The following is a 15,308-nucleotide window of genomic DNA, read 5'->3' on the forward strand; positions in this document are numbered from 1 at the left end:
CATTCGCTGGCAAGCCAGCCCCCACAGGGTCCTGAGAACAGCACCACTCTGTGGGGGCCGGCTTGCCGGCGATGAATCCACCGCCGATTTCAGGATTGCCCGCATGTTCAGAATCCTCCTTACCCTGCTGCTCCTGCTGCCCCTGGCAACCCAGGCCAGCGAGGGCGAATTCTTCCTCACCGCCAAGCCCGCCGAGCAGGCTCGCCTGCTCGAAGGCTGGGCGGCGCAACCCGAAGCCGCGCGCCTGCCGCTGCTGGAAAACCTGCGCCAGGGCCGCATCGCCGCCGATGACACCCGCAAGGTGCGTCTTAACAACCGCCTGCGCGGCTTGATCGATAACGCCCTGGCCAGCCATCAGTTGCTCAGCGACAACAGCGACACGCGCCTGGCCGCCGCCCAGCAACTGCAAAAAAGTGCGCGCCCGGCGCAAATGGCGTTCCTCGACCGGCGCTTTGCCAGCGAACCCGACACTGCGGTGCACGCTGCGCTTGGCCTGGCACTGGCCAACCTGCAACTGGGCGCCAGCGAGCCAGCCGTACGCCTGGCGGCGGTACGACTGCTTGGCCAAACTGGCGACCCCTTGGCCCGCACGCGCCTGGAGGCTTTGCTGCAGCCCGATGTAGAAACCGACGCAGCCGTGCGTACTGCCGCTGAAACAAGCCTGGCCCAAGTCAAACGCAAGCTGCTGTTCGGTGAACTGCTCGGCCAGGCGTTCAGCGGCCTGTCGCTGGGTTCGATCCTGCTGCTGGCGGCCCTTGGCCTGGCGATCACCTTCGGGCTGCTGGGCGTGATCAACATGGCCCACGGCGAGATGCTCATGCTCGGTGCTTACAGCACCTACATGGTCCAGGTGCTGCTGCAGCGCTACGCCCCCGGCGCCATCGAGTTCTACCCGTTGATTGCCCTGCCTGTGGCCTTCGCCGTCAGCGCCGGGGTGGGCATGGCGCTGGAGCGCACGGTGATCCGCCACCTCTACGGCCGCCCGCTGGAAACGCTGCTGGCGACCTGGGGCATCAGCCTGATACTGATCCAGGCCATCCGCCTGCTGTTCGGCGCGCAGAACGTCGAGGTCAGCAACCCGGCCTGGCTGTCGGGTGGCATCCAGCTGCTGCCCAACCTGGTGCTGCCCTACAACCGTCTGGTGATCATTGCGTTCGCGCTGGCCGTGGTGCTGCTGACATGGCTGCTGCTCAACCGCACGCGGCTGGGCCTGAACGTGCGTGCGGTGACCCAGAACCGCAACATGGCTGCCTGCTGTGGCGTGTCCACCGGGCGCGTGGACATGCTCGCCTTCGGCCTGGGCTCGGGCATTGCCGGGCTTGGTGGTGTAGCGCTGAGCCAGGTCGGCAACGTCGGCCCGGACCTTGGCCAGAGCTACATCATCGACTCGTTCCTGGTGGTGGTGCTCGGCGGTGTCGGGCAACTGGCCGGTAGCCTCTGGGCCGCCTTCGGCCTAGGGATAGCCAACAAGCTGCTGGAGCCGCAAATAGGCGCAGTGCTTGGCAAGATCCTCATCCTTGCGTTGATCATTCTGTTCATCCAGAAGCGCCCGCAAGGCCTGTTCGCCCTCAAGGGACGGGTTATCGACTGATGAACCAGCCACTGCTTGTCACCGCTTCGCAAAAAGCCGGGCCGCGCCTGTCGCTCGCCATTGGCACGGTCGTCGTCCTGCTGTTGCTGGCCATGCCGCTGCTGTCGTTGCTACCCCCCGACCACGCATTGCAGGTATCGGCCTACACCCTCACGCTGGTCGGCAAGATTCTCTGCTACGCCATCGTCGCCCTGGCCCTGGACCTGGTCTGGGGCTACGCCGGGCTGCTGTCGCTCGGGCACGGGCTGTTCTTCGCCCTCGGTGGCTACGCCATGGGCATGTACTTGATGCGCCAGGCCGCGGGTGACGGCCTGCCAGGGTTCATGACGTTCCTCTCGTGGAACGAACTGCCCTGGTACTGGGCCGGTACCCAGCACTTTGCCTGGGCCCTGTGCCTGGTGGTGCTGGCGCCGGGCCTGCTGGCGCTGGTGTTCGGCTTCTTCGCATTCCGCTCGCGGATCAAGGGCGTGTATTTCTCGATCATGACCCAGGCCCTGACCTTCGCCGGCATGCTGCTGTTCTTCCGCAATGAGACAGGGTTTGGCGGCAACAACGGTTTCACCAGCTTCCGCACTATTCTGGGCTTCGACATTGCCGCGCAGGGCACCCGCGCGGTGCTGTTCCTGCTCACCGTCGGTTTGCTGCTGGCAAGCCTGTACCTGTGCTGGCGCCTGACCCAGAGCAAGTTCGGCCGGCTGCTCACCGCGGTACGCGATGCAGAAAACCGCATGATGTTCTGTGGCTATGACCCGCGGGGTTTCAAGCTGCTGGTGTGGGTGCTGAGCGCCGTGCTCTGCGGCCTGGCAGGCGCACTTTATGTGCCACAGGTGGGCATCATCAACCCGAGCGAAATGTCGCCGACCAACTCCATCGAGGCTGCTGTCTGGGTAGCCCTGGGCGGGCGCGGCACACTGATCGGCCCCCTGCTGGGCGCAGGCTTGGTCAACGGCATGAAGAGCTGGTTCACCGTTGCCTTCCCTGAATTCTGGCTGTTCTTCCTCGGCGCATTGTTCATCCTCGTCACCCTGTACCTGCCCAAGGGCGTGGTCGGCCTGCTGAAGAAAAGGAGCCAGCCATGAAAGGCGTGCCACCTGTGCATCCGGAATTCATGCTCGAACCGGTATTCGACAACCTTGGCAGTGGCCGTGATGCCATTGGCCTGGGCAGCCGCCGGGAGGCGGGGCTCGATACCCGTCACGGCACGGTGCTGAGCCTGGAAGGCATCAGCGTCAGCTTCGATGGTTTCAAGGCCCTCAATGACTTGAACCTGTACATCGGTGTAGGTGAATTACGCTGCATCATCGGCCCCAACGGTGCTGGCAAGACCACCATGATGGACGTGATTACCGGCAAGACGCGCCCCGACACCGGCAGTGCGTTCTTCGGCGATACCCTGGACCTGACCCGCATGAGCGAATACCAGATCGCCCAGGCCGGCATTGGCCGCAAGTTCCAGAAGCCCACGGTGTTCGAAGCGCTGACCGTGTTCGAGAACCTGGAACTGGCACTGAAAACCGAAAAATCGGTCTGGGCCTGCCTGGCAGCACGCTTGAACGGTGAGCAACAGCAACGCATCGAGGAGGTACTGACCACCCTGCGCCTGCTCCCTCTGGCCCAGCGCCAGGCAGGCCTGCTGTCGCATGGGCAGAAACAATTCCTCGAGATCGGCATGTTGCTGGTGCAGGAGCCACAACTGTTGCTGCTCGACGAGCCGGTGGCTGGCATGACCGATGCCGAGACCGAGTTCACCGCTGAGCTGTTCAAGGGCCTTGCCGGCAAGCATTCGCTGATGGTGGTGGAGCACGACATGGGGTTTGTCGGCAGCATTGCCGACCATGTGACCGTGCTGCACCAGGGCAGCGTGCTGGCAGAAGGGTCGCTGGAGCAGGTGCAGGCGGATGAGCGGGTGGTCGAGGTTTATCTAGGGCGCTAGCGCGCCTCAAGTGGCAAGCCGCAAGCCGCAAGCAGTAGCGGTGCTTTATCTTGCCCTTGCGGCTCGAGGCTTGTAGCTGACAAGAACGAGGAATTGAAAGTGCTTGAAGTCAGTGAATTGCACCAGTACTACGGCGGCAGCCACATCCTGCGCGGCCTGTCCTTCGAGGCCAAGGTCGGTGAAGTCACCTGCCTGCTCGGACGCAACGGCGTGGGCAAGACCACCCTCCTGCGCTGCCTGATGGGCCTGGTGCCGCCACGCGAAGGCCGCGTGGCGTGGGAAGGCAAGCCAATCACCGCGCTCAAGCCGCAGCAACGGGTGCATGCCGGTATTGCCTACGTGCCCCAGGGCCGCGAGATCTTCGCGCGGCTCAGCGTCGAGGAAAACCTGCTGATGGGCCTGTCGCGCTTCCCGGCACGCGAGGCGCGTGAGGTGCCTGCGTTCATCTACGAACTGTTCCCGGTGTTGGAACAGATGAAGCAGCGGCGCGGTGGTGACCTGTCTGGCGGCCAGCAGCAGCAGTTGGCTATCGGCCGCGCCCTGGCCAGCCGACCACGCCTGCTGATTCTCGACGAACCCACCGAAGGTATACAGCCATCCGTCATCAAGGAAATCGGTGCCGTCATCCGCCGCCTGGCTGAGCGTGGCGACATGGCCATCCTGCTGGTGGAGCAGTTCTATGACTTTGCCGAGGAGCTTGCCGACCAGTATCTGGTCATGGCCCGTGGCGAAATCATCCAGCGCGGGCGTGGCGAAAACATGCAGGCCGAGGGTGTGCGTGGGCTGGTAACCATTTAATCTGCAGCCCTGGACCTAGTGAGATGTAGCAATGAGCCACGAAATTCGCGATGCCCTGCCCGCTGACGTGCCGGGCATCCTGGACATCTATAACGACGCGGTGCGCAACACCACGGCGATCTGGAACGAAACGCCGGTGGACCTCGGCAACCGCCAGGCCTGGTTCGAGGCCCGGGCACAGCAGGGTTATCCGATTCTGGTGGCAGTGGATCATAGCGGTGTGCTGGGCTATGCGTCGTTTGGCGATTGGCGGCCGTTCGAGGGCTTTCGCCATACCGTGGAGCATTCGGTGTATATCCGGGGCGATCAGCGCGGCAAGGGCCTGGGGCCGCAGTTGATGGCAGCACTGATCGAGCGCGCGCGGGGGTGTGGCAAGCATGTGATGGTCGCAGCCATCGAGAGCGGCAATGCGGCGTCGGTGCGCCTGCATGAGCGCCTGGGCTTTGCGGTGACCGGGCAGATGCCCCAGGTGGGGGTGAAGTTCGGGCGCTGGCTGGATTTGACTTTCATGCAGCTGGTGCTCGACCCGGAGGCAGAGCCAGCCTGATTTTTGCTGATTGCACGGGCCCCATCGCCGGCAAGCCGGCTCCCACGCCGATCGCGCCGGCTTTAGAAATTGAGCAAGGCAGGCCTTCCCCCAGCTGGGGCCTCAGTTGTGGAGCCGCCCTGCGCCATCCCTTGTGGGGGCCGGTGCAGTCGACATCACATTTGGGTAAACCTGCCCAGCCGCTGCTTGAGCATGCTGTTCTCACTGCGCAACTGCTGCACCTCTTGCAACAGTTCCAGCGCCAGTGCCACCCCTTCCCACTCCAGCTCCAGCTCCTGGTGCAGCTTCGCCGCACGCCTGGCCAGCAGCGGCGCCTGATCATCGAACAACCACTCCTCCGGCGTTCGCCCCGAAGGTTCAACGATGCCGTGCTCGACGATCTCGACCACGTAGTCGGCCGTGATATCGGCCTCCTGGCAAAGCGTGCGCATGTCCAGTTGAACGATCAGGGTGCTGCTCATGATCACTTACTCCACTGTGTCCTCGGGTTGAACGCCGCTTTCTCGGAAAGCTGGGTCCACAATTGGCGGGCAGAGGCGTCGGATGCCGGCGGCATGACCACCTTGAGCTGGGCGTAGAGGTTGCCGCGCTCGCCCTGCTTGTTCGCCAGGCCTTTGCCAGGCACACGCAGGCGCTGGCCGCTCTGGCTGTCGGGGCGGATGGTCAGGTTGATCTTGCCGTCCAGGGTCGGCACCGCCACCTTGGTGCCCAAAGCAGCCTCCCACGGTGCCAATGGCACGGTGATGATCAGGTCCTGGCCTTCGACATCGAACAGAGGGTGCGGTGCCATGCGGATGGTCAGGAACAGGTCGCCGTTGGCGCCGCCACCGCTGCCAGGTGCCCCCTGGCCTTTGAGGCGGATGCGCTCGCCGTCGCTCACGCCAGCCGGGATCTTCACGTTCAAGGTCTTGGTGGTGAACCCGGTTCGCTGGCCGGCAGCGTTGGTCTGCGGCACCTGGAAGCTGATCTGCTTGGATTCCTTGCTCAGGGTTTCCTCAAGGAAGATCGCCAGTTCCAGTTCCACGTCCTGCCCTCGCCTGCCAGCACTGCGTTGTTGCCGAGCGCCGCCAAACGGGTTGCCGCCCCGCGCACCGAAGATCGAGCTGAAGAAGTCGGAGAAATCACCGCCCTCGAAACCACCACCCGCACCGCCACGGTTCTCCCAGCCCGGCGGGGCCTGGAATGGCCGGCCGTGCTGGCCGCCGTACTTGCGGATCTCGTCGAACTCGGCGCGTTTCTGGGCGTCGCCAAGCACCTCGTAGGCCTCGTTGGCCTCTTTGAATTTCTCCTCGGCGTCGCGCTCCTTGCTGACGTCAGGGTGATACTTGCGCGCCAGCTTGCGGTACGCGGCCTTGATCGCCTTCTCGTCCGCCGTGGGCTCTACGCCGAGTATCTTGTAGTAGTCTTTGAAGTCCATCTATGGATCACCAATGTGAATTTTCATGTTGCATCTGAAGATAAGGGTCAAGCATAGCCTTTCAAGGTTCGCTTGGCTTTGCTTCAAGGCAGACGACCGGTCTTGATTCTCTGGCCAAGTGGCATAAACTGCGCGGCCGTTTTGCCTCCGGAAGCCCTTTTCCCATGTCTGACGTATCCCCGGCCCGTGCCCTGGGCATCGACTTCGGCACCTCCAACTCTACCGTCGGCTGGCACCGCCCCGGGGTCGAATCGCTGATAGCCCTGGAAGACGGCAAGATCACCCTGCCCTCGGTGGTTTTCTTCAATATCGAAGAGCGCCGCCCGGTGTATGGCCGGCTGGCACTGCACGAGTACCTCGAAGGCTACGAAGGTCGCCTGATGCGCTCGCTCAAGAGCCTGCTGGGCTCCAAGCTGATCAAGCACGACACCAGCGTGCTGGGCAGCGCCTTGCCGTTCAAGGACCTGCTGGGCATGTTCATCGGCGAGCTGAAAACCCGCGCCGAAACCGCTGCCGGCCGCAGCTTCGATCAGGTGGTACTGGGCCGTCCGGTGTTCTTCGTAGACGAAGACCAGGCCGCCGATCAGGAGGCCGAGGACACCCTGGCCGACGTGGCCCGCAAGATTGGCTTCAAGGACGTGTCGTTCCAGTACGAACCGATTGCCGCCGCGTTCGACTACGAGTCAGGTATCAGCCGTGAAGAGCTGGTATTGATCGTGGATATCGGCGGGGGCACCTCGGACTTTACCCTGATCCGCCTGTCACCTGAACGTCACCAGGTAGCCGAGCGTCAAAGCGACATCCTCGCCACCGGCGGCGTGCACATCGGGGGTACCGACTTCGACAAGCAGTTGAGCCTGCAGGGCGTGATGCCGCTGTTCGGTTACGGCAGCCGGATGAAGAGCGGTGCGCTGATGCCGACCAGCTATCACCTCAACCTGGCCACCTGGCACACCATCAACGCCCTGTACTCGCAGAAGTCGCAACTGGCACTGGGCAGCATGCGCTATGACATCGAGGACACGCTGGGCATTGACCGTCTGTTCAAGCTGATCGAGCAGCGGGCCGGGCACTGGCTGGCGATGGAGGTGGAAGCCAGCAAGATCGAGCTGACCGACCACGAAAGCCGCCGTATCGACCTCGGCCGCGTCGAGCGCGAATTGGGCGTGGACCTGACCCGTACGGTGTTCGAAGGCGCGATCGAAGGGCTGCTGCAGCGGGTGCGTGGTAGCGTCAGCGAGTTGCTGACCAAAGCCGGTGTAAGCGAAGGCCAGGTGGACACGGTGTTCTTCACCGGTGGTTCCAGCGGCATCCCGGCGCTGCGCAACAGCGTGGCGGCGATGCTGCCCAATGCGCGGCATGTGGAGGGCAACATCTTCGGCAGCATCGGCAGCGGCCTGGCGATCGAAGCACGCAAACGTTACGGATGAGCCGCAAGCTACAAGCTACAAGCTACAAGCTACAAGCCGATTGGCGATGAAACGCCCACCGCGGTCGGCTTTAGCTTGCAGCTTGCAGCTTGTAGCTTGAAGCTTGCAGCTTGCCGCTTCAAACCAGCTCCGCCCGCTTCAGCTCACTCTTGAGGTACGCATAGTACACCGGCCCCGCTACCACGCCCGGCAGGCCGAACGCCGCCTCGAACACCAGCATCGCCAGCAACAGCTCCCAGGCCTTGGCACTGATCTGCCCGCCCACGATCCGCGCGTTGAGGAAGTACTCGACCTTGTGGATAACGATCAGATACCCCAGCGCGGCCGCCGCCACCCAGATCGACAGCGACATGCCAACGATGGTGATCAGCGTGTTGGACATCAGGTTGCCGATTACCGGTAACAGCCCAAGCAGGAAGGTCAGCACGATCAGCGTCTTGGTCAGCGGCAGGTGCACACCGAACAGCGGCAGCACCACAGCGAGAAATATGCCGGTGAACACGGTGTTGAGCAGCGAGATCTTGATCTGCGCGAAGACGATGTTGCGAAACGCCTGCACCAACAGGCTCAGGCGCTCGAACAAGGCGGCAGCCAGCGGCTTGCGCCGGGAAATGTCGGGGATGCGCTGCAACGCAATGATCGCGCCGAGAATCATGCCGATCAGCAGCGTCACGAACATGTGCGCCATGCCCTTGCCTACCAGTTGCAGGTCGCTGAGGTGGCTCTTGATCCAGTCACCGATGGCCACCTTGAATTCCGCGGCGCTGGCCGGGAGGTAGCTCTCGATGAACGGCGGCAACTGGCCACGGGCACGCTCGAACAGGGCCATGAACTTGTCCAGCGAGGCGCCGGGGTTTTCTGCCTCGTGCAGCAGGAAGCTGAACGCGCCGGCGATCAGCAAGGTCAGGGTGCTGACCACCAGGGTACCCAGCAGCGCCACCGCCAGCCAGCGCGCGCGTTGCCCGGCAATGATCGGCTGCAGGCGTGGCGTAAGCATGTTCACCAGCTCGAATACCAGCAACCCGGCCAGCAAGCTAGGTAACAATTTCAGAGGGAGCGCCAGCAGCAGGCCGGCAAATACGATGATCCAGCTGGCCAGGGTGACCTGGCGGGGGGTGAAGGTCATACAGCCTCAACGGCAGACAACGGAAAAGAACCGCAGTCTGCCAGCCTTCGTCCTACAGGCATAGGCGCAGGTCATTTCTTCTTCAGGCAGTCACTCATGTAGGCCTTGCGCTCATCGCCCTTCAAGGCCTGGGCGCTGGCGTCAGCGTTGCAGAGCTTCATCTTTTCCTGCTGGGTGGGCGGTACGCTTTTCTTCAGGCAGTTGCTCATGAAGGCTTTGCGCTCATCGCCCTTGAGCGCCTTGGCAGAAGCGTCGGCATTGCACGCGGTCATCTTTTCCTGTTGAGCGGTGGCGGCGAATCCCTGCGCACTGAACATAACGGCCAACGCCAGCAATGGCATGTGCAGCATCTTCATGGAGTGGTCTCCTTCTCTCCCGCGCCCGATGCACGGTGTCGCAGATGAGTGTAGACAACAAATTTTACACACCCGTGCGCGCTTGCCGCCGGTACTGCTCCGGCGTGCAATGGGCCTGGCGCTGGAACATGGCGATGAATGCTGAGGCGCTGCTGTAGCCGAGGTCGAAGGCGATGGCCTGTATCGGCAAACCGGCCTCCAGCGCCTCGATGGCCCGCAAAAACCTCAGGCGCAGGCGCCACTCACCAAAGCTGATGCCCAGCTCGCGCAGAAATTGCCGCGCCAGGGTGCGTTCGCTGACATGCACCTGCGCCGCCCAGTCCGCCAGCGGGCGGTTGTCACCAGGTTCGGCGACGAGGGCATCGAGCACCTGGCGCAGGCCCTCGCTATGAGCGAAGGGCAGGTAGCAGGTCTGGGTGGGTGCCTGCAGCAACTGGTCGAGCAACACCTGCACCAGGCGCTGGTCGCGTTCGTCCTGCGCCACCTTGACATCACGACGGGCGAAGTCGCCGAGGATGGCCTTGAGGATATCGCTGATCACCAGGCTGCACGGCTGCTGCGGTAGCCCGGCGCACAGGCTACGGTCCAGATAGACCGAGCGGTACACGATGGCCTGCGGGTTGTAGCAACCATGCTCGGTATCCGGCGGCACCCACACAGCGTAATGCGGGGGTGACAGAAAACGCTGGCCGTCGACGTCCAGGTGCATCACGCCATGGGCGGTGTAGTTGAGCTGGCCCCAGGTGTGGCGGTGCGGCGCGCTGTGCGTATCGGCGCCGAATTCGTCGTGGCGCAGGTACACCGGCGCAGGAAGCAGGTCGAACTGGGGGATGTCGAGGTATTTACGGCGCATGCTGTCTGCTTCAAGGGGCAGGTTGTCTGGATAAGAGTATAGGCTTGCTGACAGACATCCGATAATACCGGGCCACCCTACAACCTCTGTGCAAGCGGGCACGCTGCCACAGGGGCTAGTGAGCATCCGAGAGCCGCTGCGTCATGAATTACCTGTACCCCCTTACCGCCATCCTCATCTGGGCCGGCAACACCGTGGTCACCAAGCTGTCCGCAGGTGCCATTCACCCTGCCGAGATCGGCTTCTACCGCTGGCTGCTCGCAGGGCTGCTGTTCACCCCATTCCTGCTACCGGCCGTGTGGCGCAACCGCGCGGCCATCCGTCCGCACCTGGCCAGAATCTTCGTCCTTGGCGTGCTCGGCATGGCCCTCTACCAAAGCCTGGCCTATTTCGCGGCCAGCATCACCAGCGCCACCAACATGGGCATCATTCTCTCGCTGATGCCCTTGATGTCGCTGGCCCTGTCCATCGCGTGGCTCGGCCAGCGGCTGAGCTACGGTGCGCTGACCGGCGCTGTGGTGTCGTTCATCGGCGTGCTGGAAGTCGTCTCCGCCGGCCGGCCCGGCATCTTGCTGGAGCAAGGCCTGAACCGCGGCGACCTGCTGATGCTGGTGGCCACCCTGGCCTACGCGCTGTACAGCTTCCTGCTGAAGAAATGGCAGCTGCGCCTGCCGCCCTTGCAGCTGCTGTATCTGCAGGTGCTGGTAGCAATCATGGTCTTGCTGCCGTTGTTCCTGGTTTCTGAAAAGACCGGCCTGAATGTGCATAACGTGGGCTTGGTGCTGTACGCCTGTGTGTTGGCCTCTATGATCGCGCCGCTGGTGTGGATGCAGGCCGTGCAACGCCTGGGGCCAAGCCGCACCACGTTGTTCTTCAACCTGCTGCCACTGGTGACCGCGCTGATCGCAGCCGCAGTGCTCGACGAGCAACTGGCCAGCTACCACCTGATCGGCGGCCTGCTGACCCTGGCCGGGGTGATCCTCGCCGAACGCTGGAGCACCCCCGTGCGCCGGGCTACAGCCCCGCGGCCTTGAGGCGAGCGGCGTGCTCGGTGAACAGGCGTACCGGCTCGGCGCCTTTGCCCACGGCGCCGAGCGACTGGTTGACGATGTCCAGGTGGTCCAGCGGGTAGTCATCCCCGATCACCTGCCCCAGGTGCGAACTGAAGCGCCCGACCATGCCGTCACACTGGCCCTTTTCCTTGACGAAGCTGCGGGCGAACAGGCGGCAGAAGCGGTTGCTGCCGTCAAAGCGGTTACGCCCTTGGTCGGTGAAACCTGGTTGCAAAGTGCCTGACCACGAATAGTAACGAACGCCGTTGACCTCTGCCGCCCCCTCGCCGCCCCAGGTGTCGGGCAGGCCCTGTGGATAAGCCTGGTTGAACAGCGCTACGCCGGCACTGGTCAGCGACTGGTGCGAGGCATGCACGTCGATTGGCAATGGGGCGCGCCGCCATCCGGTTTCCAGCCACCCCAGCAGCACCGCCAGGCCGTGCAGAACCGCCCTGAGGATGCGCCCTTGAGCAGAATCGCCCGGCGCTGTACGCGCCAGGTGGTCGGCCAGTTCCGAGCCATGGTTGGGCCCGGCCACCGAGGTCACCGATGCCACACGTTCTGGCCGCTTGGCAGCGGCATATCGCGCGCTCAGGGCGCCTTGGCTATGGCCGATGAGGTTGACCTTGTCAGCGCCGGTGCGCTGGCAGATGTCTTCGATGATCGCCAGCAACTGCTCACCGCGCACTTCGCTGGAGTGCAAGGGCGATACCTGCACGGGAAACACCTGCGCCCCATCCTTGCGCAAGGCCGGCACGATGCCGAACCAATAGGGATACAGCAACGCCCTGACAAAGCCGAGCATGCCCGGCACCAGCACCAACGGGTATCGCGTAGCCAATTCCTGCTGCATGGGCCCAGCCCCTTTGCGTGGACGACCCGCCAACACTACAGCGGCCTGAATGAGCATCGCAATCGAACTCCTGACGCGCCGCGCGGTTCCAAACCAGAACAGACCCTGGAGCAAGGAGCGGGACCATGTACAAACAGACCCTGGCAATCCTTCTGGCAAGCGCGACCCTGGCCGCCTGTGGCAGCCGCCCGGAAAACCCTGTGGACTACGTCACCTTCCGCGACGAGCCACTGGTCAAGCAAGTTGAAAACGGCATGACCATGCAGAAAGTCATCGCCATCGGTGGCAGCCCATCGAATGCCATCGACCTGCCGCATGGAGGCACCTGCAACGACTACATCCTCAACCGCGATGGCCATCAGCAGCCTTACTACGTGCGCTTCGATGCCACCGGCCATGTCGATGCCAAGGGCTTCAAGACCTGCAAACAACGAGAAGAGGACAGCGAAGCCGTACACGGCGCCTGAGCCTGCGTAATACCTTGACCACTCTTCCTGATTTGTCTGGAGATAACCATGAGCAACGTTGAACTGACCGATGTCCAAACCCTGCGCAAGCGTGCCCGTGAGCACGTCGAGCAAGGTGCGGTGACCGAGGGTTACCACGCCGACCGCCAGGAAATCCTGCGCCTGCTCAATGAGTCGCTGGCCACCGAGCTTGTCTGCGTATTGCGCTACAAGCGCCATTACTTCATGGCCAGCGGGATCAAGGCGAGCGTGGCTGCCGAGGAGTTTCTCGAGCATGCCAACCAAGAGGCCGAGCACGCCGACAAACTGGCCGAGCGCATCGTGCAGTTGGGTGGCGAGCCGGACTTCAACCCGGACAACCTGACCAAGAACTCCCATGCTCAATACGTAGCGGGCAACACGTTGAAGGAGATGGTGCTGGAGGACCTGGTGGCCGAACGCATCGCGATCGACAGCTACCGCGAGATCATTCAGTACATTGGTGACAAGGACCCGACCACGCGTCGGATCTTCGAGGACATCCTGGCTCAGGAAGAAGAACACGCCGACGACATGTCGGATATTCTCGAAGGCTTGTAATCACCAGGGGCCGCTTTGCGGCCCCTGTTCATTCATCTCTCGCCCTTCACCTCAGCCGGCGCCTTGCCGGCTTTCATCTGCTGCAACAACGGCGTGCACTGGTTGGGCTCATCGCCACTGCTCGGTGCTACCAGCGCCAACAACCCCGCCGCCGGCCCTGCCACCACACCCAACGCCACCATGCCTGCCCCGCGCAAGGCCAGCGGCACCGCCTGCACGCCTGCACCCGGCTTGGCAAACGGCCCGCGAACATACAGCGGCGAGCGCAGGGAGAACAGGCGCAAGCCTTTCGACTCCGGAGTAATCTTCAAATCCAGCTGCTCGCTGGCGAAGTTGGCGGTGCCATTGACATAGATGATCGCGTTCTCGGTATCGAATATGAACAGGCGCGTACTCGCCAGCCCGTCCTTGATACCTACATCGGCCGCTGCGCAATTGATCTGAACATCCTCATCGCCAAATAGCTTGCCGATCACATAGTTGCCCACGTTCAACCCGGCGATCTCCATCAGGCTGCGGCTGATCGCGCCATCGTTGATCAGCAAGCGTAGGTCGCCATTGGCCGTACCCAGCAGCGCCGCCACCGAGTTGCCGCGGCCAGTGATATCGGCATCGCCGTTGAGTTCCCCGAAGCTGGTCTGCATCGGCGCAAAGGTGGGGAACAGCTGCTTGAGCTTGAAGCCGCGTGCGGTCAGACGGGCGCGCCCCTGCAGCGGCACGCTGCGGCCATCCAGGCGAATACTGGATGCCAGGTTGCCACCGGCCACGCCAAAGCGCAGGGGGTCCAGGCGCAGCAGACCGTCATCGAGGATCACATGGGCGGAGAGATCGTTGAATGGCAACTGTTCACTGTGAACGATGCGCTTGCCGGCAAACTCGACGTCGGCGTCCATGGTGCGCCAGCGGTCGGTGCGGAACTCCTCCACCGGCAGCACCTTGCCAGCAGGCTGCTTGCTGGCGCCCCCGCGGGCCTTCTGCTCGGCGTTGGAGTCGGCACCGATCAGTGGTGCCAGGTCTTTGAACAACAGCTGATTGGACACCAGTTTGCCGGAGAGTTTCGGCCGTGGCTGGCTTGCGGTGAACGCCAGGTCGCCGTGGATGTCACTGTCACCTATCTTGCCGTTGAACCCTTGGTAGTTGAAGGTCGCGCCCGTGGCCGCCTGCAGGTTGGCCGTGAGGTGGCCATCGGTCGAGTAGGCCGGGGTATCTGGCAGGGTCACCCCCGTCAGCGGATAAAGGTTGCCCAGGCTTGCACCGGACAGGCGCAAGCGAAGGTCCAGCGCACCCAGGTTACGCGGGTCGGTCAGGGTACCAGCGAGAACGACGTGGGTATCGGCAACCCGCACATCGGCCTGCAGCGGGAACGGCTGGCTGGCGTCCTGCAGCGCCAGCAGGCCACCGATCTTGCCCGTGCCGGAAACCGGCTGACCTTTGTAGCGGCCCTGGACCTTGAGCCCGAAGGCGTAATCCTGTGCACCGCCGGCCTTTTGCGCGCTGGCTTTGCCAACGATCTCGCTGAACGGGATCGGTTTGCCCAGCGGGTCAATTTGCACCTTCATGCTGGTTTTCAGGGTCTGGTCGTCCAGGCTTACATTGCCTTGGTCAAAACCGATGGCGCCGATGTCCAACTGCCACTTGGAGGGTTGCGCATTCTCATCCTTGGGGCCTAAGTCGAAGGTCCAGTTGGCGCGGCCATCGGCCAGCCGAGCAAGGCTGGCGGTGGGTTTGACCAGGTCGATACGCGGGATGACGATCTGCTGGAATATCAGTGGCAGCGGCGCCAGACGAAACTCCACACGCTCCAGGCCGACCATCTCTGGCGCCTTCAGCCAATCGGGATTGCCCAGGGTCAGGTCCTCGGCAGTGAAGTGCGGCCACGGTACCCAAGCACGCCACCCGCCTTCTTCCGGCTCAGTACGCCAATGCACCGCCAGGTTGCCATTGATCGCGAACGGCCTGTGCAACGCTTCGGAGACTTTCTCATTGAGCAGCGGCTTGACGCGGTTCCAGTCGAAGGTGGCGATCACCACCACCAGTATCGCCAGCAGGGTCAGCAGGCTGGTAAGGGTCCAGACGAGGATTCTGGCGGGACGCGTCATTGCGTGATTCTCCTGACGGCTTGGCGCATAACGGCGCAACGATGGCACTCACTGTCTCGGACTGATGAAAGCCCGCAGGGTTTTATCGGTGAAGCTCATGATAGCGAAGTTTTTCTTGGCTCATTGTTCAGGTTTTGCCCATAGAGCAGGTGCGCCGTGACGTGAAAGCAACGGTGGCAATAAGCCATACATCGACTTGAAGGCCGC

General features: G+C 63.0%; 16 protein-coding genes. 9 read left to right on the plus strand and 7 right to left on the minus strand.

Annotated features, from left to right (window positions below):
• The first annotated feature begins 103 nt into the window (after positions 1-103).
• From urtB to JNA92_RS19110, 5 genes are all read left to right on the plus strand, one after another.
• Positions 104-1,591 (plus strand): urea ABC transporter permease subunit UrtB, encoded by a 1,488-nt coding sequence (gene urtB / locus JNA92_RS19090; protein ID WP_241806206.1) that lies wholly within the window; start codon positions 104-106, stop codon positions 1,589-1,591.
• A complete protein-coding gene (gene urtC / locus JNA92_RS19095; protein WP_241806207.1) occupies positions 1,591-2,670 on the plus strand; it encodes an urea ABC transporter permease subunit UrtC in 1,080 nt (359 codons plus the stop codon). Before urtB ends, urtC begins: the two co-directional genes overlap by 1 nt.
• On the plus strand, positions 2,667-3,524 hold the full coding sequence (urtD, locus tag JNA92_RS19100) for an urea ABC transporter ATP-binding protein UrtD (protein WP_241806208.1): 858 nt from the start codon (positions 2,667-2,669) through the stop codon (positions 3,522-3,524). The genes urtC and urtD overlap by 4 nt, the downstream gene beginning before the upstream one ends.
• Before the next feature lie 99 nt (positions 3,525-3,623).
• On the plus strand, positions 3,624-4,322 hold the full coding sequence (urtE, locus tag JNA92_RS19105; protein WP_241806209.1) for an urea ABC transporter ATP-binding subunit UrtE: 699 nt from the start codon (positions 3,624-3,626) through the stop codon (positions 4,320-4,322).
• Between the two features lie 31 nt (positions 4,323-4,353).
• Positions 4,354-4,869 (plus strand): GNAT family N-acetyltransferase, encoded by a 516-nt coding sequence (locus JNA92_RS19110; RefSeq protein WP_241806210.1) that lies wholly within the window; start codon positions 4,354-4,356, stop codon positions 4,867-4,869.
• 155 nt (positions 4,870-5,024) lie between these two features.
• Here JNA92_RS19110 and JNA92_RS19115 read toward each other — a convergent pair whose 3' ends face one another.
• Positions 5,025-5,330 carry a chaperone modulator CbpM gene (locus tag JNA92_RS19115; RefSeq protein ID WP_012316438.1) on the minus strand — a complete coding sequence of 102 codons (306 nt, stop codon included), beginning with the start codon at positions 5,328-5,330 and terminating at the stop codon, positions 5,025-5,027.
• Positions 5,331-5,332: 2 nt separating this feature from the next.
• Entirely contained in the window at positions 5,333-6,286 is a 954-nt protein-coding gene (cbpA, locus tag JNA92_RS19120) for a curved DNA-binding protein (RefSeq protein ID WP_241806211.1), read from the minus strand.
• Between the two features lie 164 nt (positions 6,287-6,450).
• Here cbpA and JNA92_RS19125 point away from each other — a divergent pair, with 164 nt between their 5' ends.
• Positions 6,451-7,716 (plus strand): Hsp70 family protein, encoded by a 1,266-nt coding sequence (locus JNA92_RS19125; RefSeq protein WP_241806212.1) that lies wholly within the window; start codon positions 6,451-6,453, stop codon positions 7,714-7,716.
• A gap of 118 nt (positions 7,717-7,834) precedes the next feature.
• Here JNA92_RS19125 and JNA92_RS19130 read toward each other — a convergent pair whose 3' ends face one another.
• The 3 genes from JNA92_RS19130 to JNA92_RS19140 all read right to left on the minus strand — a co-directional run bounded on the left by JNA92_RS19130 (position 7,835) and on the right by JNA92_RS19140 (position 10,051).
• Positions 7,835-8,842 carry an AI-2E family transporter gene (locus tag JNA92_RS19130; protein ID WP_241806213.1) on the minus strand — a complete coding sequence of 336 codons (1,008 nt, stop codon included), beginning with the start codon at positions 8,840-8,842 and terminating at the stop codon, positions 7,835-7,837.
• Positions 8,843-8,913: 71 nt separating this feature from the next.
• Positions 8,914-9,198, minus strand: coding sequence for a PsiF family protein (locus JNA92_RS19135; protein ID WP_241806214.1), 285 nt, complete (start codon positions 9,196-9,198; stop codon positions 8,914-8,916).
• A 64-nt stretch (positions 9,199-9,262) separates the two neighbouring features.
• Positions 9,263-10,051, minus strand: a complete 789-nt coding sequence (locus JNA92_RS19140; RefSeq protein ID WP_241806215.1) for an AraC family transcriptional regulator — start codon at positions 10,049-10,051, stop codon at positions 9,263-9,265.
• A 143-nt stretch (positions 10,052-10,194) separates the two neighbouring features.
• Here JNA92_RS19140 and JNA92_RS19145 point away from each other — a divergent pair, with 143 nt between their 5' ends.
• Complete coding sequence (locus JNA92_RS19145; protein WP_241806216.1) at positions 10,195-11,085, plus strand: DMT family transporter; 891 nt, start codon at positions 10,195-10,197, stop codon at positions 11,083-11,085.
• On the opposite strand, the gene JNA92_RS19150 is transcribed toward JNA92_RS19145, so the two are convergent.
• Positions 11,066-11,956, minus strand: a complete 891-nt coding sequence (locus JNA92_RS19150) for an esterase/lipase family protein (protein ID WP_241806217.1) — start codon at positions 11,954-11,956, stop codon at positions 11,066-11,068. The two genes, JNA92_RS19145 and JNA92_RS19150, sit on opposite strands and share 20 nt — an antisense overlap.
• Positions 11,957-12,081: 125 nt before the next feature.
• Here JNA92_RS19150 and osmE point away from each other — a divergent pair, with 125 nt between their 5' ends.
• Entirely contained in the window at positions 12,082-12,423 is a 342-nt protein-coding gene (gene osmE / locus JNA92_RS19155) for an osmotically-inducible lipoprotein OsmE (protein WP_241806218.1), read from the plus strand.
• A 48-nt stretch (positions 12,424-12,471) separates the two neighbouring features.
• On the plus strand, positions 12,472-13,002 hold the full coding sequence (locus JNA92_RS19160; RefSeq protein WP_241806219.1) for a ferritin-like domain-containing protein: 531 nt from the start codon (positions 12,472-12,474) through the stop codon (positions 13,000-13,002).
• Between the two features lie 32 nt (positions 13,003-13,034).
• Here JNA92_RS19160 and JNA92_RS19165 read toward each other — a convergent pair whose 3' ends face one another.
• Positions 13,035-15,101: an AsmA family protein gene (locus JNA92_RS19165; RefSeq protein WP_241806220.1), complete on the minus strand. Its 2,067-nt coding sequence runs from the start codon at positions 15,099-15,101 to the stop codon at positions 13,035-13,037.
• Between the last annotated feature and the right edge of the window lie 207 nt (positions 15,102-15,308).

This window comes from Pseudomonas putida (assembly GCF_022627325.1).
In the GTDB taxonomy this organism is placed as follows: domain Bacteria; phylum Pseudomonadota; class Gammaproteobacteria; order Pseudomonadales; family Pseudomonadaceae; genus Aquipseudomonas; species Aquipseudomonas putida_X.